Annotated in this window: 21 protein-coding genes; 15 read left to right on the forward strand and 6 right to left on the reverse strand. The window is 40.2% G+C overall.

The genetic code is table 11. The features are described 5' to 3' along the window. Positions 1–60 precede the first annotated feature (60 nt). The 5 genes from WH223_RS05090 (at position 61) to WH223_RS05110 (ending at position 2,834) form a co-directional block, all read left to right on the forward strand. Complete coding sequence (locus WH223_RS05090; RefSeq protein WP_340046458.1) at positions 61–390, forward strand: ArsR/SmtB family transcription factor; 330 nt, start codon at positions 61–63, stop codon at positions 388–390. 71 nt (positions 391–461) lie between these two features. Further along, a complete protein-coding gene (locus WH223_RS05095) occupies positions 462–926 on the forward strand; it encodes a DUF6428 family protein (RefSeq protein WP_340046459.1) in 465 nt (154 codons plus the stop codon). A 30-nt stretch (positions 927–956) separates the two neighbouring features. Beyond that, positions 957–1,589 carry a protein-tyrosine-phosphatase gene (locus WH223_RS05100; protein ID WP_340046460.1) on the forward strand — a complete coding sequence of 211 codons (633 nt, stop codon included), beginning with the start codon at positions 957–959 and terminating at the stop codon, positions 1,587–1,589. Then, positions 1,574–2,608 (forward strand): ACR3 family arsenite efflux transporter, encoded by a 1,035-nt coding sequence (arsB, locus tag WH223_RS05105; protein ID WP_340046461.1) that lies wholly within the window; start codon positions 1,574–1,576, stop codon positions 2,606–2,608. Before WH223_RS05100 ends, arsB begins: the two co-directional genes overlap by 16 nt. Positions 2,609–2,627: 19 nt before the next feature. Next, complete coding sequence (locus WH223_RS05110) at positions 2,628–2,834, forward strand: GDCCVxC domain-containing (seleno)protein (protein ID WP_340046462.1); 207 nt, start codon at positions 2,628–2,630, stop codon at positions 2,832–2,834. 17 nt (positions 2,835–2,851) lie between these two features. On the opposite strand, the gene WH223_RS05115 is transcribed toward WH223_RS05110, so the two are convergent. Next, positions 2,852–3,715, reverse strand: a complete 864-nt coding sequence (locus WH223_RS05115) for an AraC family transcriptional regulator (RefSeq protein ID WP_340046463.1) — start codon at positions 3,713–3,715, stop codon at positions 2,852–2,854. A 99-nt stretch (positions 3,716–3,814) separates the two neighbouring features. Further along, a complete protein-coding gene (locus WH223_RS05120; protein ID WP_340046464.1) occupies positions 3,815–4,399 on the reverse strand; it encodes an ankyrin repeat domain-containing protein in 585 nt (194 codons plus the stop codon). Positions 4,400–4,667: 268 nt separating this feature from the next. On the opposite strand from WH223_RS05120, the gene WH223_RS05125 reads away from it, so the two are divergent. Beyond that, positions 4,668–6,014 (forward strand): amidohydrolase family protein, encoded by a 1,347-nt coding sequence (locus WH223_RS05125; protein ID WP_340046465.1) that lies wholly within the window; start codon positions 4,668–4,670, stop codon positions 6,012–6,014. Positions 6,015–6,137: 123 nt separating this feature from the next. Here the strand turns inward: WH223_RS05125 and WH223_RS05130 are convergent, their stop codons facing one another. Then, positions 6,138–6,485: a DUF805 domain-containing protein gene (locus WH223_RS05130; RefSeq protein ID WP_340046466.1), complete on the reverse strand. Its 348-nt coding sequence runs from the start codon at positions 6,483–6,485 to the stop codon at positions 6,138–6,140. A 311-nt stretch (positions 6,486–6,796) separates the two neighbouring features. Here WH223_RS05130 and WH223_RS05135 point away from each other — a divergent pair, with 311 nt between their 5' ends. The 7 genes from WH223_RS05135 (at position 6,797) to tnpA (ending at position 13,607) form a co-directional block, all read left to right on the forward strand. Beyond that, positions 6,797–6,994, forward strand: coding sequence for a hypothetical protein (locus tag WH223_RS05135; protein WP_340046467.1), 198 nt, complete (start codon positions 6,797–6,799; stop codon positions 6,992–6,994). Between the two features lie 18 nt (positions 6,995–7,012). Then, positions 7,013–7,390, forward strand: a complete 378-nt coding sequence (locus WH223_RS05140; protein ID WP_340046468.1) for a DUF7674 family protein — start codon at positions 7,013–7,015, stop codon at positions 7,388–7,390. 124 nt (positions 7,391–7,514) lie between these two features. Beyond that, a complete protein-coding gene (gene kdpA, locus WH223_RS05145; RefSeq protein WP_340046469.1) occupies positions 7,515–9,209 on the forward strand; it encodes a potassium-transporting ATPase subunit KdpA in 1,695 nt (564 codons plus the stop codon). A gap of 12 nt (positions 9,210–9,221) precedes the next feature. Further along, on the forward strand, positions 9,222–11,231 hold the full coding sequence (gene kdpB / locus WH223_RS05150) for a potassium-transporting ATPase subunit KdpB (RefSeq protein ID WP_340046470.1): 2,010 nt from the start codon (positions 9,222–9,224) through the stop codon (positions 11,229–11,231). A gap of 34 nt (positions 11,232–11,265) precedes the next feature. After that, the gene (locus WH223_RS05155; protein WP_340046471.1) at positions 11,266–11,832 is read left to right on the forward strand and encodes a K(+)-transporting ATPase subunit C; all 567 of its coding nucleotides are present in this window, start codon (positions 11,266–11,268) and stop codon (positions 11,830–11,832) included. Between the two features lie 82 nt (positions 11,833–11,914). Then, the gene (locus WH223_RS05160; protein ID WP_340046472.1) at positions 11,915–13,003 is read left to right on the forward strand and encodes a porin; all 1,089 of its coding nucleotides are present in this window, start codon (positions 11,915–11,917) and stop codon (positions 13,001–13,003) included. 151 nt (positions 13,004–13,154) lie between these two features. Next, positions 13,155–13,607 (forward strand): IS200/IS605 family transposase, encoded by a 453-nt coding sequence (gene tnpA, locus WH223_RS05165; RefSeq protein ID WP_340046473.1) that lies wholly within the window; start codon positions 13,155–13,157, stop codon positions 13,605–13,607. A gap of 338 nt (positions 13,608–13,945) precedes the next feature. On the opposite strand, the gene WH223_RS05170 is transcribed toward tnpA, so the two are convergent. The 3 genes from WH223_RS05170 to WH223_RS05180 all read right to left on the reverse strand — a co-directional run bounded on the left by WH223_RS05170 (position 13,946) and on the right by WH223_RS05180 (position 17,695). Continuing rightward, positions 13,946–14,719, reverse strand: coding sequence for an SDR family NAD(P)-dependent oxidoreductase (locus WH223_RS05170; RefSeq protein ID WP_340046474.1), 774 nt, complete (start codon positions 14,717–14,719; stop codon positions 13,946–13,948). Between the two features lie 333 nt (positions 14,720–15,052). Further along, positions 15,053–16,474, reverse strand: a complete 1,422-nt coding sequence (locus WH223_RS05175; RefSeq protein ID WP_340046475.1) for an RtcB family protein — start codon at positions 16,472–16,474, stop codon at positions 15,053–15,055. Between the two features lie 123 nt (positions 16,475–16,597). Then, positions 16,598–17,695: a slipin family protein gene (locus tag WH223_RS05180; RefSeq protein WP_340046476.1), complete on the reverse strand. Its 1,098-nt coding sequence runs from the start codon at positions 17,693–17,695 to the stop codon at positions 16,598–16,600. Between the two features lie 836 nt (positions 17,696–18,531). Here WH223_RS05180 and WH223_RS05185 point away from each other — a divergent pair. Beyond that, positions 18,532–19,575 (forward strand): helix-turn-helix transcriptional regulator, encoded by a 1,044-nt coding sequence (locus WH223_RS05185; RefSeq protein WP_340046477.1) that lies wholly within the window; start codon positions 18,532–18,534, stop codon positions 19,573–19,575. Positions 19,576–20,350: 775 nt separating this feature from the next. Then, positions 20,351–20,704: an ISAon1 family transposase N-terminal region protein gene (locus WH223_RS05190; RefSeq protein WP_340046147.1), complete on the forward strand. Its 354-nt coding sequence runs from the start codon at positions 20,351–20,353 to the stop codon at positions 20,702–20,704. Positions 20,705–20,874: the final 170 nt, after the last annotated feature.

The following is a 20,874-nucleotide window of genomic DNA, read 5'->3' on the forward strand; positions in this document are numbered from 1 at the left end:
AATAATTCTTGTGCATTAAAAAATAACATCGTAATATTGCGATATATAAAAAAGCAAAGTATGGGTATTACCAAGACAGACATTTTTTCAGAAGCACAGAACGAGCTTGCCGTTTTGTTCAAGGTGTTGGGGCATCCTGCGCGCATTGCTATTCTACAGCATATTATCAATCAGAAAGCATGTATATGTAATGATTTAGTTGAAGAATTAGGTTTGGCACAAGCTACTATATCACAGCATTTGAAGGAATTAAAACAAATTGGTATTATAAAAGGTACAATCGATGGGAAATCGGTTTGTTACTGTATTGATGATGTGAAATGGACAGAAATACAAGAACATTTTAGTTTGTTTTTTGCCCAGCATGTAAAGGTTGACACTTGTTGTTAGGCCTTTTTTTTAATCATTATCATCGTAATATCGCAATATAAAGATTTATAAAACACTTAAAAATAACGTATATGACACTCGAAGAAATTAAAAACATTTTGCCCAATTTAGACAATGTGGCTTTCCAATTGGAGGACGGTAGTTTCGTGCCTGAGCATTTCCATGTGACGGAGGTAGGGCTGATTCACAAGCATTTTATTGACTGCGGCGGAACCATCCGTAAGGAGATTGTCGTGAACTTCCAATTGTGGAATGCGGACGATTATGAGCATCGTTTAAAGCCTGGTAAACTACTCCATATTATTAAACTCTCGGAAGAGCAGCTAGGTATGGAAAATGCCGAGATTGAAGTAGAGTTCCAGCGGGATACTATTGGTAAGTATGATTTAGCCTTCAACGGGACGCATTTCTTGCTTCAGAACAAGAAAACTGCTTGCTTGGCTACGGATGCTTGCGGTATTCCTACTTTAAAACCTAAGATTAAGTTGGGGACCTCTGCAACGAATGGATGTAATCCGGAATCTGGTTGTTGTTAATTTTAAAGCTTACTACTCATATTGATGCTTATGTTATCGCCCTTAACTAAATTCATTGCTCTTCGTCTTTCCGACGACCTTGTCGTTGATGAACGCAAAATGGCCATTCGCCCTTTAATTGACTATATGCAGCAGCAGCTGGATAGTCAATTGCCTATTCGACTTAATTTCATTTGCACCCATAATTCGCGACGTAGTCATCTAGCCCAAGTATGGGCTCAGGTGGCAGCCGCATACTACGCCATACCAGCCGTTTATTCCTATTCGGGGGGGACGGAAGCTACGGCTCTTTTTCCTATAGTTGCTGAAACATTGGCCAAGCAGGGGCTTTCTTTATTCCGTCTTTCGGATGGTGAAAACCCTATTTATGCCTTCAAGTATGCTGAGAATGTGGCTCCGATTATGGGGTTTTCAAAACGATATGACCATCCTTTTAACCCGGCCTCTGACTTTGCAGCTATCATGATGTGCACACAGGCCGACGAAGGTTGTCCTTTTATTGCAGGGGCAAGCAAGCGTATCTCGTTACCATATGATGACCCTAAAAGTGCTGATGGCTCTTCCCTTCAGGATGACGTATACCTACAACGTAGTGAGGAGATTGCTGCAGCCTTCTTCTATGCCTTTTCACAATTAAAAAATAATGTATGCAACCGCGCTTAAAATTCTTAGACCGCTTCTTAACTTTATGGATTTTCCTCGCCATGGTTTTAGGCGTTGCTATAGGTTATTTTTTTCCTGAGGTATCTAAATTGATGGGAGGGATGACTGTTGGGACGACCCATATTCCACTTGCTATTGGTTTATTATTGATGTTATATCCGCCTTTAGCTAAGGTTGATTATGGTCTTTTGCCTAAGGCTTTTAAAGACCGTAAGGTGATTGCCGTCTCTCTAGTTTTGAACTGGGGTGTGGGAACCCTCTTGATGTTTGGATTGGCCGTTTTATTTATGCGTCATGAACCCGATTATATGACGGGCTTAATCCTTATTGGGCTGGCGCGCTGTATTGCGATGGTGCTTGTGTGGAACGACCTTGCCAAGGGGAATCGTGAATATGCGGCATTGCTCGTTGCGCTAAACAGCATCTTTCAGGTGTTGACGTACAGTTTTTTTGTATGGCTTTTTATCAATGTTATTCCCAAAGCACTCGGCTTGGCTAATTTTGATGTGCAAGTATCGATAGTGGAGGTTGGCAAGAGTGTTTTGTTTTACTTGGGTATTCCTTTTCTTGCGGGCTTCCTAAGTCGTTATTTCTTGGTGAAAGCGAAGGGGCAAGCTTGGTATAACCATCGTTTTATTCCTAAAATATCTCCCATCACGCTGTATGCTTTGTTGTTCACCATTGTGCTGATGTTTAGTCTCAAAGGAGACCAAATTTTAGCGCTTCCGCTGGATGTATTGAAGGTTGCTGTACCTTTGGTGATTTATTTCGTATTGATGTTTTTCATCAGCTTTTTTGTCAACCGTTTTTTAGGCGTCTCATATGATAAAAATGCTGCTGTAGCCTTCACCGCAACGGGTAATAATTTTGAGCTAGCTATAGCTGTGGCTATTGCCGTTTTTGGCATTCATTCACCACAAGCCTTTGTTGGTGTAATTGGTCCATTGGTAGAAGTTCCGGTGCTTATTTTGTTGGTAAGGATTAGTTTATGGTTGAGAAAAAAATATTATAATTCGTAAATTTAAGAAAAAGAAAGCCATGGGAATTATAGCACAATCGCAAATAACTTGTCCTCATTGTGGGGAAGTGCAGGAGGAAACGATGCCTACTGATGCTTGTCAGTTTTTCTATACCTGCCCCAATTGTAAAGAACTGATAAAGGCTAAACCTGGTGACTGTTGTGTTTTCTGTAGCTATGGAACCATACCTTGCCCTCCAATACAGGAGGGTAATCGTTGTTGCTAATGAAGGATGCTTGTTCGTTAGCCTTTTTCTCTAAAGGCACTGGGGGTAATGCCTGTTTGATTTTTAAAAAAATTGGAGAAATAAGCATGGTCGACAAAATTTAGTTCGTATGCAATTTCTTTAATCGATAAATCGGTGGATTGTAGCAGGCGCTTGGCCTCCAGCAAAACGCGCTGCTGTATCAGCTGCGTAGCTGAGGCCTGCATTTTTTTCTTGCATAGTACGTTTAAGTAGTTGGCAGATATATGCAGCTGCTCCGCATAAAAGGGGATACCTTTTTCTGTCTTATAATGCTCTTCAATCAGACTGTTGAACTTGGTAATTCTTGGGTCAGACTGAAACATGCTGAATTCTTCAAATTGATTCTCTGCTTCTTGGCTAATGATACTAGCAATTACACTCGCACGTGCATGAATTAACTCCTTGAGCGGTGCTTTTTGCTTTAGCTCTTTTTTTATGGCATCAAATTCATATTTCAATCGCTGGAAAGACTCTTCTGAAAGTGGAATTAAGGGACGTTGCGTATAGTTGACTTTCGCATAGCGTAAATAAGAGGCTATACGTTCAAAAAATAAACGGTCTAGCATCAGTTGAGAAGCAATCGTTCTATCGCCTATATCCCAACGGTGCACCTGACCGGGAAATAATAAATGTAGCTGTTTGTTTGCTATAGGATAATCTCTAAAGTCTATGGTATGGGTTCCTTCGCCTTCATCAAATAAAATCAACATAAAAAAATCATGCTTATGAGACTTTTGAATTTGTCGTGCTCCATTAAGTTCGTTGTAGAGTAGCTCCTCGGGAACGGTTAATTGGTGTTTTCGGAATTCCTCCATACCGAGTATGGGGACGTTGGGTTCTTCGTATTCCGCGTTTTTCATGCCACCTGGGTCCTAAGTATCTAGGTAAGATAAGAAAAAAAATAAAGAAGCCGAAAGATAGCTTTATCTTTCAGCTTCTGTGACTATATTTTGGACAATTTATTTTGATAGAATAGCCACAATTTCTTTGAAATCGCGGTTTTTAGCATGCTGTAAAGGGCTGATGCCTTCAAAATCAGGAATACTGAGGTTGGCGCCTGCATCTTTAAGTAACTGTATTATCTGTTGATATTTTTGTGAACCATCGCCTAAGACTACCGCTTCCATGAGGGCAGTCCAGCCCAATCGATTGACATGGTCTATGGGAAAACCTTTGGTGTTCGCAAGTACTTTGACGGTTTCTACATGTCCGCGTTCACATGCTGGAATTAAGGCTGTGCCATTGTAGCGGTTAAACACGTCAAATCGTGCTCCATGGTCTAAGAATAAGTTTACCAAGCTGGTCTGTCCGTTGGCACCGGCATAAAGAAAAGGGCTATCTTGTATTTTATCTTGCAAATTTACGTTTGCTCCTTTGGCGACCAATAGGGCTGCCATTTCATCATAGCGTTGTATTGTGGCAAGTAGCAGTAGGGAGCGTTTGTTTTCATCTTGTGTATCGACATGCACACCTTCTTCCAATGCTTTTTTAGTGGCTTCTATATTGTTTTGCTTTACATAGAGTACTATATTTTCTTTTTCCATGTTTTCATTTATGCCCTTATGTCCTTCCGCCTTACAGGAAATACCCAGTAAAAGCAGTGCACATATCGCAATGTTTTGTTTTATTTTAAGTTTACACATCTTTATACAAGATAAGTGTTTTATAATCAATGCGCTTGTGTGTTCTATTCCAATGCTTGTAAAATTTATCTATGCAAGGGCAGTCGTGATAAATAATACAAGACTTAGCATAAATACTACACTTTGTTGCGTAGATATTAACCTATTTTTGGATAAAATATTTTCACTAATGCACAAATTAGCTATTTCTCGTAAAGATTTTTTGAAGAAATCTGGATTAGGATTGACAGGGATGACTTTGTTGCCAAGCTTTTTACAGGCTCAGGACGAAACATCGATGGAAGCACAGCTTATAGATAATATAAATATGGCAGAAAAATATACCTTGAAGAATGTTCGTCTTGAGACGGGATTTGAATTCGATGGAGATGAGGTGGTACATACACAAACAGCTTTGTTTAGCATCGCCGTTAAGGATGGTAAAATAACCCGTATTGGGCCTAATACGCCGAATGATACGAATGCTATTGATGCCAAAGGTTACTTAATGTTGCCTGCATTTAAAGATATGCATATCCATCTGGACAAAACTTTCTATGGAGGCCCTTGGAAGTCAGTGCGCCGACGTACCGGTGGTGTCAAAGGTATGATTGCGCTGGAACAGCAAATTTTGCCCGAAATGTTGAAGACCTCCACGGATAGGGCGGAGAAGCTTATCGAGCTTCTACAAGCGAAAGGTTCTTCCTTCGCACGTAGTCACGTAAATATTGAGCCTACCTCTAAGTTAGACTCTTTAAAAAATCTACAGAAGGCGCTCGAAAATAAGAAAAAAGGCTTTCAAGCCGAGTTGGTGGCATTTCCGCAGCATGGTGTTTTTTACACCGATTCGGTTCCCTACCTTAAAGAAGCTGCTCAAATGGATATTGACTTTATCGGTGGCGTAGACCCTTATACCATTGATGGCGCTATAGAGCGTACGCTTGATTTTACCGTTCAACTAGCTGTAGATAATAAAAAGGGGATTGATATTCACTTGCATGAGTCGGGTGAATCGGGACTGAAAACGATAACATATTTAATCGATAAAGTAAATGAAAACCCTATGCTGAAAGGTAAAACTTTCGTGAGCCACGCTTTTGTATTGGGTAAGCTCGATACCAAACAGCAAGAATCCATTGCCGCGCAATTGGCAGAGGCACAAGTTGGTATTGTGTCGACTATTCCTTTTGGTTCCTTGGTTATGCCGATACCTACGCTGTATAAGCATGGTGTGAATGTATTGGCGGGTAACGACAGCATAATTGACCATTGGAACACCTTTGGCTCGGGGAGTGTACTGCAAAAGGCTAACCTCATGGCGCAGCTCTATGGTTATTCTACGGAGTTCGGCCTTTCGCGTGCTTTACGAATAGCAACGGCCAATGTACTTCCGTTGGATGATAAAGGTGTGCAGCAATGGCCTAAAGTGGGGGATGCTGCCGATTTTGTATTGCTCGACGCTAGTTGCTCTGCTGAAGCTGTATCCCGTATTTCTCCGGTTAAATCTTTAGTAAGCCAAGGAAATATTGTTTACTAATATTTTCAGTATTCCAGTGTTGAGTTTTTAATATTTGCTATTTTTAGCTATATCATGCTTAAAAAAGAGCAGAACAAATTTATTGTTCTGCTCTTTTTGTTCGTTACTTGTTTTAGGTTGACATTATATTGCTTTACCTTGCTCGTCTACTTTTGGGTCAGGTCCAAATTCATTTTCACCAACTTCCCCATTAGAACATGCTAATATCAAGTTGTAAATAGGGACTAATACAAACCACCCACTTTTCCCGACATCATGCATTCTTCTAATGGCAACGGCAATTCCAGGAATTAATACGGCTAATGAGTAGATGGAAGATAGGATAGGTGTCCCTATACTAATGAGGCCTTCAAGAAAACCTAGTACAAAGGCGATAACACCATTAAATAAGAAAAAGTACCAATACTCACTTCTTCTCGCGCGCCCATTGAATGTTGCATACTTCTTTAAAACAGATAGATAATAATTCATTTATAGATTTTATTTCCCCCTACATCTTAGGCTTTCGGGGTTTGCCCTTTTAAATGTGTGTTGGTTCACACATTTAATTTTAAGTGATTGTTCCTTGGTGAGGTTCAATACTATCGGGCTAGCGATGAATCACATTACCTAAAAATAGTATAAAAAAGCAACATTTTGAAATTATTCGTTGTTTATCGGTTTAATCGCGCAATACGTTTTTCACTTCCCATTCCTTTCTACGCTAACTATCGCTATTCCAAAAGCCTATCATTTTGAGAATTATGCCTTTCATTATAATAGCTTTTTGCTCTTTCTGAATTTTGGCATTAGCTGCATATATCTGTTTACTAGTTGATTACATTGTTTTGTCCCTTGCTGGAATAGCCTTTGGTATAGGCATATCAAATAAAGAGGTCATGAAAAAAAGTAAAACAAAAAAAGAGTCGGAGAAAGAACGCTTGCCGATTCAAAAAATAAAAGATGCAGATGTATTTATCGGTTATTTCTATCACGCATAACATATCAAATTAAGAAAAATGAAAAAGCTCAATTATGTAAGGGCGAGTTATTATATCGCACAGCATTTTAGCGCAATACGAATGGAAGTAAAGCAGCTCCGCAGACAGCGAAATTTTGCAGGCGTGCTACAAGCTTTAATTAATCACTTGAGGGAGTTACAAACTCTTGGCGATTTAGATTTAATTAGTCGCCATTTAAATTATCTCGGACGCATACATGCTAAGGGCAACGCCTATGTGCAATACCTGATGGAAAATCTTTTTGTACGCTCCTTACGGAGTTTCCAGCGACTTGTATCCCCAGAGGCATGGCAAGAGCTCTACAGGAAAATGCCTAAGCTGTTTATTGCAGTTTATGAGAAACAGATTAACGAACAACGAATACAAATTATATGAGCTTACTATTTATTATCGCATTAGTGGTGTTTGGATACATCTGCTATGTACTCTTAAAACCAGAGAACTTTTAAAAAACGAAATCCATTAAGGAAACACCTAGTACAGAAAAAGAAACAAGAAAATGAATACAGAAATCATTGGAATTATAGCCATGTTCGTGCTTGCGCTCGGCATAGCAATCCCGCTCGGAAAATACATCGCTAAGGTATATGCTGGCGACCGTACCTTCCTTGACCCAATCTTTAATCCGTTAGAGCGATTTTTTTATCGCATAAGCGGTATCAATCCAGCGCAAGAAATGGGATGGAAGCAGCATATGTATGCCATGTTGAGCATTAACTTGGTATGGTTTGCTTTATCGATGATTATTTTAATGATGCAGGGTAGCCTGCCTCTTAATCCAGATGCCAACCCAAGTATGTCGGCCGATTTAGCATTCAATACGTCGATATCATTTTTGGTCAATTGCGATTTACAACATTATTCGGGTGAGTCGGGTATTAGTTACTTAGGTCAGGTCTGGCTACTATTTTTACAATTTGTGAGCGCCGCAACAGGTATGGCCGCAGTGGTTGTGCTTTTTAGGGCTTTTCGTACAAAAAATAGTACTGGTTTGGGTAACTTCTATGTGAATTTGATAAAATCTACTACCCGCATTTTGTTGCCTTTATCCTTACTGTTAGCAGTCTTTCTGCTGTTCACAGGGATGCCCATGACTTTTGAAGGTAAAGACACGATGATATCGCTTCAAGGAGATACTGTAGCCGTATCACGTGGACCTGTAGCTCCTTTTGTGGCCATTAAGCATATCGGCACGAACGGAGGAGGTTTCTTTGGCGCTAATGCTGCCCACCCATTGGAAAACCCTAGCTACCTCAGTAATATGGCCGAGATGGTTGGACAGTTTGTTATTCCATTAGCTATGATTTTCGCCTTTGGTTATTTTACCAATAAAAGAAGACTCTCTTGGGTGATATTTGGGGTAATGACCGTAGGTTTCTTTCTACTGATGGTGCCCAATGTCCTGATGGAGATGAAGGGAAATCCAGCTATTTCTGCTATGGGCGTAGACGCTAACTTGGGTGCTATGGAAGGCAAAGAGATGCGCATAGGTGCTGCGGCATCTGGCTTTTGGAGTATCGCCACCACAGTTATCTCTACGGGCTCTGTAAATGCTATGCATGATAGCACGATGCCTTTATCGGGCATGAATGAAATGTTAGCTATGATGGTGAATGCCTTTTATGGTGGTTGTGGCGTTGGTTTATTAAACTTCTTCATCTATATTATTTTGGCTGTTTTCATCAGCGGATTAATGGTGGGAAGAACGCCTGAGTTCCTCGGCAAGAAGGTGGAAGCACGCGAGATGAAAATCGCGATGATTATTGCATTGGTGCATCCTTTCCTAATTCTCGTTGGCGCAGGTTTGGCTACAGGTTTTCCAGCGCAAGGGGCTTCTACTTTAAACAATCCTGGTTTTCATGGTTTCAGTGAAATATTATATGAATATACTTCAGCTTCTGCGAATAATGGTAGTGGGTTTGAGGGACTAGGCGATAACACGCTATGGTGGAATATAAGTACGGGTATTGTCCTTTTATTATCGCGCTTCTTGCCGATAATTGGCCCTGTGGCTATCGCTGGATTGATGGCGCAGAAGAAATACATTCCCGAAGGGGATGGAACCTTGAAAACGGATACCGCAACATTCGGTATGATGATTTTTACGGTGATTGCTATTATCGCAGCATTGTCCTTTTTCCCAGCATTGGCTTTAGGCCCTATTGCTGAACATTTTTCCCTTTTATCCTTCTAAATATATATAGTGATGAGTAAGAATCAATCTTTGTTTCAGCGAGAGATGGTGCTTCAAGCATTGAAGCAGTCTTTTGTGAAATTAAATCCTAAAATATTATTCCGAAACCCTGTGATGTTTACGGTGGAGATAGGAACGTTTATCATGGCCATGGTATGCCTTTGGATAGTGACCGGCGAACGGTCGCAAGGTAGCTTTGGTTATAACTTCACTGTCTTTTTAATTCTTTTCTTAACGTTGCTCTTTGGCAACTTCGCTGAGGCTATTGCCGAGGCGCGGGGTAAAGCTCAAGCAGATAGTTTACGTAAAACAAGAGAAGAGACGCCTGCTCGATTGGCTGACGGAAAAATTATATCTTCTTCTCAGCTTCAGATGAACGATGTATTTCGTTGTGAAGCAGGGGATATCATTCCGGCGGATGGTGAAATTATTGAAGGCTTGGCGACCATCGATGAAAGTGCTATTACTGGAGAGTCTGCCCCTGTGATTCGGGAAGCTGGCGGTGATAAAAGCTCCGTTACTGGGGGTACGAAAGTGCTGTCCGATAAAATACTGGTTCGCGTAACAACGCAGCCTGGCGAGAGTTTCTTAGACAAAATGATTGCCTTAGTGGAAGGTGCTAGTCGACAAAAAACACCTAATGAGATTGCTTTAACAATTCTCTTGGCAGGCTTTACGTTGGTATTCATCATTGTAACAGTGACCTTGAAACCTTTCGCGGACTATGCGGGTGTTCAAATTACTATTGCTTCGTTTATCGCGTTGTTTGTCTGTTTAATTCCAACAACCATCGGAGGGCTTCTTTCAGCAATCGGTATTGCAGGAATGGACCGTGCGTTGCGTGCTAATGTTATCACCAAAAGTGGTAAGGCTGTAGAGACGGCTGGAGATATCGATGTGCTCCTGTTGGATAAGACAGGGACGATTACTATCGGTAACCGCAAAGCTACGCAGTTCCACACCGCTATAGGCGTAGAGCAGGACGATTTAATCCGTGCCGCTGTATTGAGTTCTATGTCGGATGAAACACCCGAGGGCAAGTCTATTATCGAGCTTGCTGGCGTTAATCCATCGCGCTATGGTGTTAAAGAGCCCGTGTTTGTGAAGTTTACTGCCGAAACGCGTAGTTCTGGTATTGACTATGCTGCGGTGCAAATCCGTAAGGGCGCAACAGATGCTATCCGCGCTTTAGTTATTGCCGCAGGCAATAGTTTCCCTGTCGAGCTGGAAGAGGTCGTTAGGAATATTGCCCAAAATGGGGGTACACCACTTGTCGTCAGTCAAAATGGGGTGGCTCTCGGTGTTATTGAACTACAGGATATCATCAAGACGGGTATTCAGGAGCGTTTTGAGCGCTTGCGCAAGATGGGGATTAAAACGGTTATGGTGACAGGCGACAACCCGTTGACGGCTAAGTTTATTGCTGAAAAAGCAGGGGTAGATGATTTTATCGCTGAAGCGAAGCCGGAAGATAAGATGAACTACATCAAACGGGAGCAGACGGAAGGTAGACTTGTTGCCATGATGGGCGACGGTACGAACGATGCGCCGGCTTTGGCGCAAGCCGATGTGGGTGTTGCCATGAATAGCGGAACGCAAGCTGCCAAAGAGGCCGGCAACATGGTAGACTTGGATAATGACCCTACAAAGCTTATCGAGATTGTTGAAATCGGTAAACAGCTGCTAATGACGCGCGGTACCTTGACGACTTTCAGTATTGCTAATGACGTGGCTAAATACTTCGCTATCATTCCAGCATTGTTTATTACGGCTATTCCAGCGTTGCAGGGATTAAACATCATGAAGCTTCATAGTCCACAAAGTGCAATTCTTGCCGCAGTAATCTTCAATGCGATTATCATTCCGATGTTGATTCCACTCGCACTTAAAGGTGTTGCCTACAAGCCTATTGGCGCTAGCGCTTTGCTTCGTCGCAACTTATTAATCTTTGGCCTTGGCGGCGTATTGATTCCTTTTGTAGGGATTAAATTAATTGACATGCTCGTTGCCTTCACTTTTTAAGACAGCGGATTTTACAAACATAGATTTACATAAAATGAAAACACATATCATACCTGCTCTAAAATTAACCCTTGTCTTGTTGGTATTGCTAGCCGTTGTTTATCCGGCCGTAGTTTGGGGAGTAGCTAAATTATCCCCCGACGGGGGAAATGGAGAACGCATCACTTATAAGGGAAAGACCTACTACAAAAATATAGGGCAATCTTTTACGGCCGATGATTACTTTTGGTCACGTCCATCTGCCGTAGGCTATAATGCGGCCGGCTCGGGGGGGAGCAATAAAGGAGCATCCAATGCGGAATACCTTAATGAAGTGAAAACACGTATTGCCACCTTGTTAAGCCATAACCCAGGATTGAAGACTGCTGATATTCCGATGGACTTGATTACGGCTAGTGGTAGTGGCCTTGACCCTGATATATCTGTGCAGGCAGCCAATATACAGGTAAACCGTATTGCAGCTATAAGAAAGCTTCCGGTAGATAGACTTTTAACTTTAGTAAAGGATAATACCCAGAAACCTGCGCTTGGTCTCTTTGGTCCGGAGAAAATCAATGTATTGATGCTTAACCTTGCTCTTGACCAACTGGCTGGTCAATAATTACAATATACTTTTCACGTAAATAGCGCAGCATTGTCTGCGCTATTTTTCCCTTAATCTTCCCTACATCTATTTTAACCATATGAAAAAAATCATAGGAATGGCCGCTGCATGGCTTTCTATTAGCCCCTTGCTGCATGCGCAGGAATCTACTTCTGTCCAACCTTTTCAACTTAGCGGCTATGCCGAAATGTATTATACGCATGACTTCAATAATCCGAAAACGAATACCCGACCGGGCTTTATCTATAGCCATCATCGCAATAATGAAGTAAACATCAATCTGGCCTTGGTAAAAGGTACATATGCAACAGAGAATGTGCGTGCCAACTTAGCTTTGGCGGCAGGAACTTACATGAGTGCTAATTATGCGGCAGAGCCTCATGGACTACAAAATATATATGAGGCGAATGTAGGCGTTAAGCTTTCCGCAAAGCATAATCTATGGCTTGATGCTGGTATTTTTTCTTCGCACCTTGGGCTTGAAAGTGCTGTAGGACTAGATAACTGGGCGCTTACACGTAGCCTGTCGGTTGAAAATTCCCCTTACTTTGAGACTGGTGCTAAGGTGAGCTACACCACGGCTGATGGCCGTTGGTTGGTGAGTGGGCTCTTGCTTAACGGTTGGCAACGTATCCAACGGGTTGATGGAAATACAACGCCTGCTTTTGGCCACCAAGTACAGTACAAGCCAAATGCCGAATGGACGTTAAATAGCAGCTCTTTCGTCGGTAATGATAAGGTAGATAGCCTTCGGCTGATGCGGTACTTCCATAACTTTTATGCTATCTATCAGCCATCAGCCAAGCTCGGCTTCACCATAGGCTTTGATATAGGTTTGCAACAGGAGGCAAAGGGTAGTAGCAATTATCATACGTGGTATGCACCATTACTCTTGCTTAAATATGCACCAATAGCCAAATTGAGTATGACAGCAAGGGCTGAGTATTATAGCGATAAGCACAGCGTCATTATAGCTGGTGCTGATGGGCATGATGGTTTTAAGACGTTTGGTTATTCTATGAATGTCGATTATGCTATAACTGACCATGTGGTATGGCGTAGTGAATGTCGAAACCTACATAGCAGAGACCCTTTATTTGTAAATAGCAACGCGGTACTAAAAACGAATAGTCCATCGGTGACAACAGCTATTGCCGTGAGGTTTTAAGGAAAAGGAAGTTTGTGGTATTTTAGCGCACGTAAAATGTTGTTTTGCAGGTAATTAATCTGTGTATTTAAAGTTAAACCTAAGGAAGTGACTTTTCTCTACCGGCTATACATCTTATTTCTTTACTACTTAGGTTTCTTTATTTTTTATTATGGCTGACACATTTACGCAAATTTATATTTATGTTGTTTTTGCGGTTAAGAATCGAGAAAATTTAATAACCTCATTATGGGAGGAGGATTTGTATAAGTATATAACAGGTATTGTTCTTGGAAAAGGACAAAAGCTTATTGCCATTAACGGCATGCCAGACCATATTCATTTGTTAATCGGCATGCGTCCATCTTGCTGCTTATCAGATTTAGTTAGAGAAATTAAAAAATCTTCTAACCAGTTTGTACGAACGCATTCATTTGTGAAAAGTAATTTTCAATGGCAAGAAGGCTTTGGTGCTTTTTCTTGTAGCCATTCTGCCCTAGGCAATACTATTGCATATATTACAAATCAAAAAGCACATCATGGTATCAAAACTTTTAAAGATGAATACGTGGAATTGTTAAAGGAGTATCAGCTGTCTTATAAAGATGAATATTTGTTTGATTAACATGCGACCCCCGCTGGGGTCGTATGTTTTTTTGAATTTAAATGCTATATACATGTCAATCCTCCGGATTGATTTTGAAAATTTCTTTAGATTAAACGCTTGCAATTTCACCCCAGCGGGGTGAAATATTTATAGAACGGTTGTTGTTTGTATAATCGCCCCCAGCGGGGTCGTATGTTTTTTTGAATTTAGATGCTATTTATATGTCAATCCTCCGAATTGATTGTGAGTTTTCTTTAGATTAAGCGCTTGCAACTTCACCCCAGCGGGGTGAAATATTTATAGAAAGATTTTTAATTTATACAATCGACCCCAGCGGGGTCGATTGTAGCATGCGATTAATTGGTAGTCAATCCCCCGTCAATCGCAAAAATGGCACCTGTAACCCAACTGGCTTGGTCAGATGCTAGAAACACTGCCGACTTCCCAATATCTTCGATGGTTCCGATTTTTCCTAAGGGATATATGTTCTTTATCATGCTGTGAAATGCTTTTTGTCCATCGTCTGTCAGGCTATGCAAATTCCTCTCAAACTGTGGTGTCTGGACGCTACCGGGGGCAATAGCATTCACACGAACACCAAGATGGCCGATTTCAAAGGCTAAAGATTTTGTAAATGAGTTGATAGCGCCTTTGGTGAGAGAATAGGCCGTTGTAGTTCTTCCATACAGCATCCGATGAGCGAAATACGAGGAAATATTAATGATATTACCCTTGGTCTCAATGAGAGAGGGTAATAATGCTTGCGTCAGTAGATAGGGGGCTTTTACATTGAGGTTTAGGTGTTGGTCGAATAAGGATAAATCTGTTTCTTGAAAAGGCGTAAATTTACCAACCCCAGCATTGTTTACGAGAATATCGACTTTTGGGAAAATGGTGAGTATTTCTGCTGAAAGAGCTTTTATCGTGTTTACATCCGAAAGGTCACTTGTGATGATATGTACAGATGTTCCGTGCCATGAAGCCTCGGCCTTTGCTTTTTTAAGCTTTTCTATATCTCGGCCTATTAAGATTAGATTTGCACCATGCTCCGCAAAGGATTCTGCGATACCCAAACCGATTCCGTCACTTCCTCCTGTAATAACCGCATTTTTATTTGCTAATAACATCATTTTTTCTCTTTTAATATGCATTATTTTAATTTTTAGACACCATATGGTGTTGAATACCAATTATAATTTCAATAGTTCTTTAATTACATTTATTGTAATTAATTTACAATTCTTGTGTAAGGTAAGGTCTTTTGCTTAATCTTTTATTTGTTTTTGTAATTTATTTACAAATAAAGTCGATATGGAGCAAAATGTAGCCAGATAGATTTAGAGCTTCACTTTGTTGCAGACTCGTTTATTTCATTATTGTAGGGAGGGTATCTAAAAGCAAATACAGCTTGTATAGAAATATACAAGCTGTATGGCTATTCTTCGAGAATATTTATAGTCAGTTTAATCTTCTCTTGAGCCGTCATTTGCCATACGTACGATTTTGGGCGAGAAGGTTGCAACGACAGAGACTAAGTCTTTTTGTGCTGCCATCACCGTATGTATATCCTTATAGGCCATTGGCGCCTCGTCCATTCCAGCGCCAAGGAGCGTGATACCATTGTCTTTAAGGAGCTGGGTTAAATCCGATGCGACAAGTGTTTTTATCGCCTTCGTACGGCTCATTAAACGCCCGGCACCATGTGAAGCAGAATTAAGTGCTGACGATTCTCCTTTACCACGTACTAAAAATCCAGGGGTTGCCATAGAGCCTGGAATAATTCCTAATACATCTTTACTCGCCGGTGTTGCCCCTTTACGGTGAACAATTACTTCTTCACTATTATGCTGTTCTTTCCAAGCGAAGTTATGGTGGTTTTCAACCTTAGCCAATAACTCGGCGCCAAGGCTTGTTTTTATTTTGTCATGGATAACCTGATGACAAGCCGAAGCATAATCACCCGCCAAATTCATCGCCAGCCAGTAGTCCATCCCTTCTGTTGTATTAAGGTCCAAATAGGCTAGATGCTGTGCTTCGTAAGGTAGTTTACATAACTTCATTGCTAGTTTCGTATAGTAATCTGCAATGGTAGCACCTAATCCGCGAGAACCAGAATGTGTTAATAGTGCCAAGTATTTACCTTTTTCAACACCCAAATTTTTGTCAGCCGCAGCAAATTCCATTACTCCGAACTCCACAAAGTGATTTCCTCCACCAGATGAACCAAGCTGTGTCCATGCTTTATCCTTTAAGTTACGAATAAAATCATGTGTGTTAAACAGCGTGTTTTCTAGTACGGCATGATCAATACGTTCATGTTTTAAGAAGCCATGACCAGCACCAAAGCGTGTTTCTTGTAGTATAATTTCCTTGAGTTTATCTGCATGTGTTTCAACATAGGAGGCAGGTAAATCAAATATAGATAGTGCCATACGACATCCAATATCAACACCAACCCCATAAGGGATAACAGCATTATTGGTTGCTAGCACACCACCGATGGGCAGTCCATACCCTTGATGTGCATCGGGCATTAAAGCTCCGGCAACAGTAACGGGTAATTTCATCGCCGTGTTCATTTGTTTCCTAGCACCTTCTTCAATATGTTCTTCTCCATAGATCGCGTAGTCCTGTGGATCTGTTTTCAGTTGGATACTTTCGGCATCAATGCGCTCTATATTTAATAATATCTCTGCTAAAGGATGAAATACCTTATCTCCTAAGTACTGTTCTGGGGTTGTTAAAACCATTTTGAAATGATTTAGCATCTCCTCACGCGTATACCCCAATCTTTTTTTATTAATTTTTAATGCTACGCCCATCGCATGATTTTCTTTGTAGCCAATGGCTATCAAATCATTGCCGTTTATTCTGTTGTTTTCCATTTTGTCTTTTTATCATCCAAGGGAGGCGTACGTTTATCGAATATAGGAATATACGATTGGATACTTACGTAATCCAGGAGTAAATAGTCTCTTTTGTTTACTCCCGGTTCCACTCTTTTTAAGTTATTGTTTTACAAATAATTGCTTTAATTGATCTACAATTTGTCCGTTTCCTGAAACAGATATAGTATTAATCTTTTCAGCGATTTTCTCTACATACTCCATCTCTTTGAGCTTAAACAACATTGCATTGTCTTCCATCAACTTCGCCGTATTCAACAAACTACGTGTAGATGCGGTTTCTTCACGTCGTGTAATGATATTTGCCTGTGCTCTTTTTTCGGCAATCAAAACCTGGTTCATGATTTCACGCATATCGCCAGGTAAGATGATGTCTTTTAAACCACCATTTATTAAGCGTAGGCCTAGCTCTGTCGCACCTTGTCGGCTCGCTTCAAGAACGTAGTTCGAAATTTCTGATTTACTTTCCATCAACTCATCCAATGTCATTTGGCCTATATACTGGCGCAATACCAGTTGCATCAAGGTGTATAATTGCTTTTCATATTCTTTATTGCCAAGCAAAGTTCTTTCTATATCATCTATTTGAAATTGCATAGAAAAGTTAACCCGAATCTGTGCTTTATCTTTGGTTAGGATCTCCTGTCCCGCAAGCTCCAAGTTTGTGATTCTCATATCCGCTTTGCTAATAGCAATAGTTGTCGCATTTTTCCACCAGTCATACGTCCCAGGTTCCAAAATTTTGATGTAAGCCCCATTAACAAAGAGCAAGCCTTTCTCCGAAGGTTCCAGTTTATATTGTCTGACGTAAAATGCTACCGTTTGCTTCTCTAGAAGCTCTGGACTTACGGATTGTGCAATTTCTATCGTGGCTATGTTCTCGATTTGGAAACGATAGCTTTGCAACCCTTTCCAAAAGATATGACGCCCTGCTACCAAAACTTTCTGAAAATTGTTGTTCACATAAACGAAGCAAAGTTCATTATCTGCAACTTCGATAATTTCCACACAGTCCTGAAAACCATCTAGCTGTAGCAGTACATCGATATTGTGTGTCGTATGAAAAGCTTGTGCTTTATCATATACTTCAATACGTTCACCAAAGCCTAACCAGTGTTTTCCACTATTGAGGAGACGGATTACAGCTTTGTTTTTTGTTACTATTCCAACTTGATTTGTATGTATACTTATTCTTTTCATGATCTTAATTTTATAGTGTTTTTATTTTTTGTGTAAATAGGCTTTTCGTCTTTTGTACATTACTTTCCTGCGGAATTCAAATGGAAGGTTTTAGGCACGTATATAGCGGCGGTTATTTTATTAATGCGCTTATATAAGCTTGTAAAATCTTGTTTTTAAATTGCAAAGTAGGTTGGCAATTGTTGAAGTTGGTTAGACTTGTAATAGGGGATGGTGTACGCACGAAATATCCTATTATCGCTTTCCAAAAGCAACTCGACAGAAGACGAAAAGCTTTTTGAGGAGGTCTTTTTAAAGAAGACCATAACTTAATTTGTGGAACTTTCGTTCCGCCAATAAACTCATACAATATGAGAGAGAGAGTCGAACTCTCTTTTATAGTGTTAAACGCTAACCCCTGAGTTACCATACTTAAGTATGGGCAGGAGTCGAACCTGCGCATTAACTTGTTCACCTTTAAATTTTCAATCTACCAGCATATTGCTCGCTATTGCGACAATACTACCTGGCTATACAGAAACCAGAGACTAAGGGTGATGGTCAATTTAGAAGGTGTCTTTGTACATCGCTGTACATATCTTCAAAAGCTTAATGCTTGTTTTAATCAAAGAACGGTCGTCATTTATGACCTTACAAAGGCGCTAACAGTAGTGCGCAGTCTTTCTGCGCAATTGTTGTGTGGCTGGTTGTTTTGTTATGTTTTTTATATAACTTATTGTTTTTTAGGGTTTTAATTTTTATTATTTTTTATGCTATTATCCTTGTAATTATTATTGCGCAGCTGTAGTGCGTAGTAAAAAAAATAATAACTATCTTTAAATTCATTGAAATAGGGTATGGCTATCAACAAATTGGCGTTAATGCGCTACAAGATCATCGATAATTGTCTTAAGCAAAAGCATCGTAAATGGACGCTAGAGGAATTGATTACCAAGGTTTCTGATGCGCTTTATGAGTTTGAAGGTATTCATGATGGTGTCAGTAAGCGAACCATACAAGGTGATATTCAATTGATGCGTAGTAATAAATTGGGATATAATGCACCTATTATTGTCCTGAAACGTAAGTTTTATACCTATGAAGACCCTAATTATTCAATAAGTAATTCTCCTTTGTCAGAAGGGGATATGGCAAAGATGAAAGATGCGGTTGACATTTTGAAGCTCTTGAATGGATTTACTTATTTCGAGGAGATGAGTGATATTATTGCGCGTCTAGAAAATAACATGTCTATACAAGTAGATGATACGATTTCTGCCATTCAACTCGAAAGCAATACTTTACTAAAAGGTTTAAATTGGATTACACCTATTTATAAAGCCATTCGTGAAAAAAGACCGTTACTTATTGCATACAAGTCCTTTAAAGCGAAGTCGGAGACAGAGACTGTTTATTTTCCTTATTTATTGAAAGAATATCGAAACCGTTGGTTTCTTATATGTAAAGTTAAGAAAACCACGGTATTAGTGACTTTAGCTTTAGACCGTATAGTTGATATTGCGGAAATGTCAAAATCCGAATTTGTACCTTATGATGGAATTGATTTTGATCGTTATTATGCCGACACAATAGGTGTCACCAAGTCAGAGAAAGATCGTGCAAAGCGTGTTGTCCTTAAGGTTGATTCAGGGAATGCTCCTTATGTGTTGACCAAACCTATTCATAATAGTCAACAACTAATAGAAACGGATGTACATGGTCATATTCTCATTCGTCTAGACGTCGTATTAAATTTAGAATTAGAAAGAGAGATTTTAGGTTTTGGTGATTCTATAGAGGTTTTGACACCTAAAATACTTAAGGATAGAATTAAGTATAAAGCGTATCGAATGTTCAAGAAATACAGGCCTAATGCTGGATTAGGGGATACAGGACTTTAGTTTAATATTTTATCATCCCAAAAGTAAATGCACAAAAAAAGTCCAATCTTTCGATTGAGCTTCTATTATTCTGCAGAGAATTGGGATTGGTTTAGCCGCGCATATCACGCACACATACCCTAAACCTCATTCGGATCGAACCTTTGAGTTTTCATCCCAAAATCCAATACACAAAAAAAGCCCAATCTTTCGATTGAGCTTTTATAATTCTGCGGAGAATTGGGATTGGTTTAGCCGCGCATATCTCGCGCACATACCCTAAACCTCCTTCGGATCGAACCTTTGAGTTTTCATCCTGAAAGTCAATGCACAAAAAAAGCCCAATCTTTCGATTGAGCTTCTATAATTCTGCGGAGAATTGGGATTGGTTTAGCCGCGCATATCCCGCACACATACCCTAAACCTCCTTAGGATCGAACCTTTGAGTTCTCATCCCAAAATCCAATGCACAAAAAAGCCCAATCTTTCGATTGAGCTTCTATAATCCTGCGGAGAATTGGGATTGGTTTAGCCGCGCATATCCCGCTCACATACCCTAAACCTCCTTCGGATCGAACCTATGGGGTCTCATCCTGAAATCCAATGCACAAAAAAAGCCCAATCTTTCGATTGAGCTTCTATAATCCTGCGGAGAATTGGGATTGGTTTAGCCGCGCATATCTCGCACACATACCCTAAACCTCCTTCGGATCGAACCTATGGGTTCTCGGATCATACGGAATTCTTGGGGGGTAAATTTAATTATTGTTAGTTTAGCGTTTTAAATAGATATACTTTGCAAGACGCCGAACGTAAACTTCTGACTTTATTGATGCCCGAAGGGCTATTAGAATATTTTGATATCATGGATGTTGTCTCAAAAGACAACGAACTTCATATTTATCTCGATGAAAAGAACATAGCCCCTTCAGGTTATGAAAATGCTAAATTAGAATCAAAAGGTTTTATGCCATCCGCTGAAATTAAGGATTTTCCTATTCGCACTCAGAAAGTTACACTTCATATTAAACGCCGACGTTGGACAGTTCTAGCTGATGGGAAAATCATTACTAGAGATTGGAACTTGGTGCGTGAAGGGGCTCGAATGACTACAGAGTTCGGGCTTTTTTTAAAGGGGATATTTGGATAATTATCCCATTAGTGCTCATCTATTAGGTCTTTTCTTCCAGTTAGATGGAAAACAGCTCCAGGAGCACTATAAAAACCATCTTAGTGACTTTCATGATTGGAATCAAAAGTCTCATGCAGAATACTGGACTGTTTTCCCTGAGAACACAACAGAAAAGTTAAGTATTGACG

This window comes from Sphingobacterium sp. MYb382, assembly GCF_037572665.1.
Lineage (GTDB): Bacteria > Bacteroidota > Bacteroidia > Sphingobacteriales > Sphingobacteriaceae > Sphingobacterium.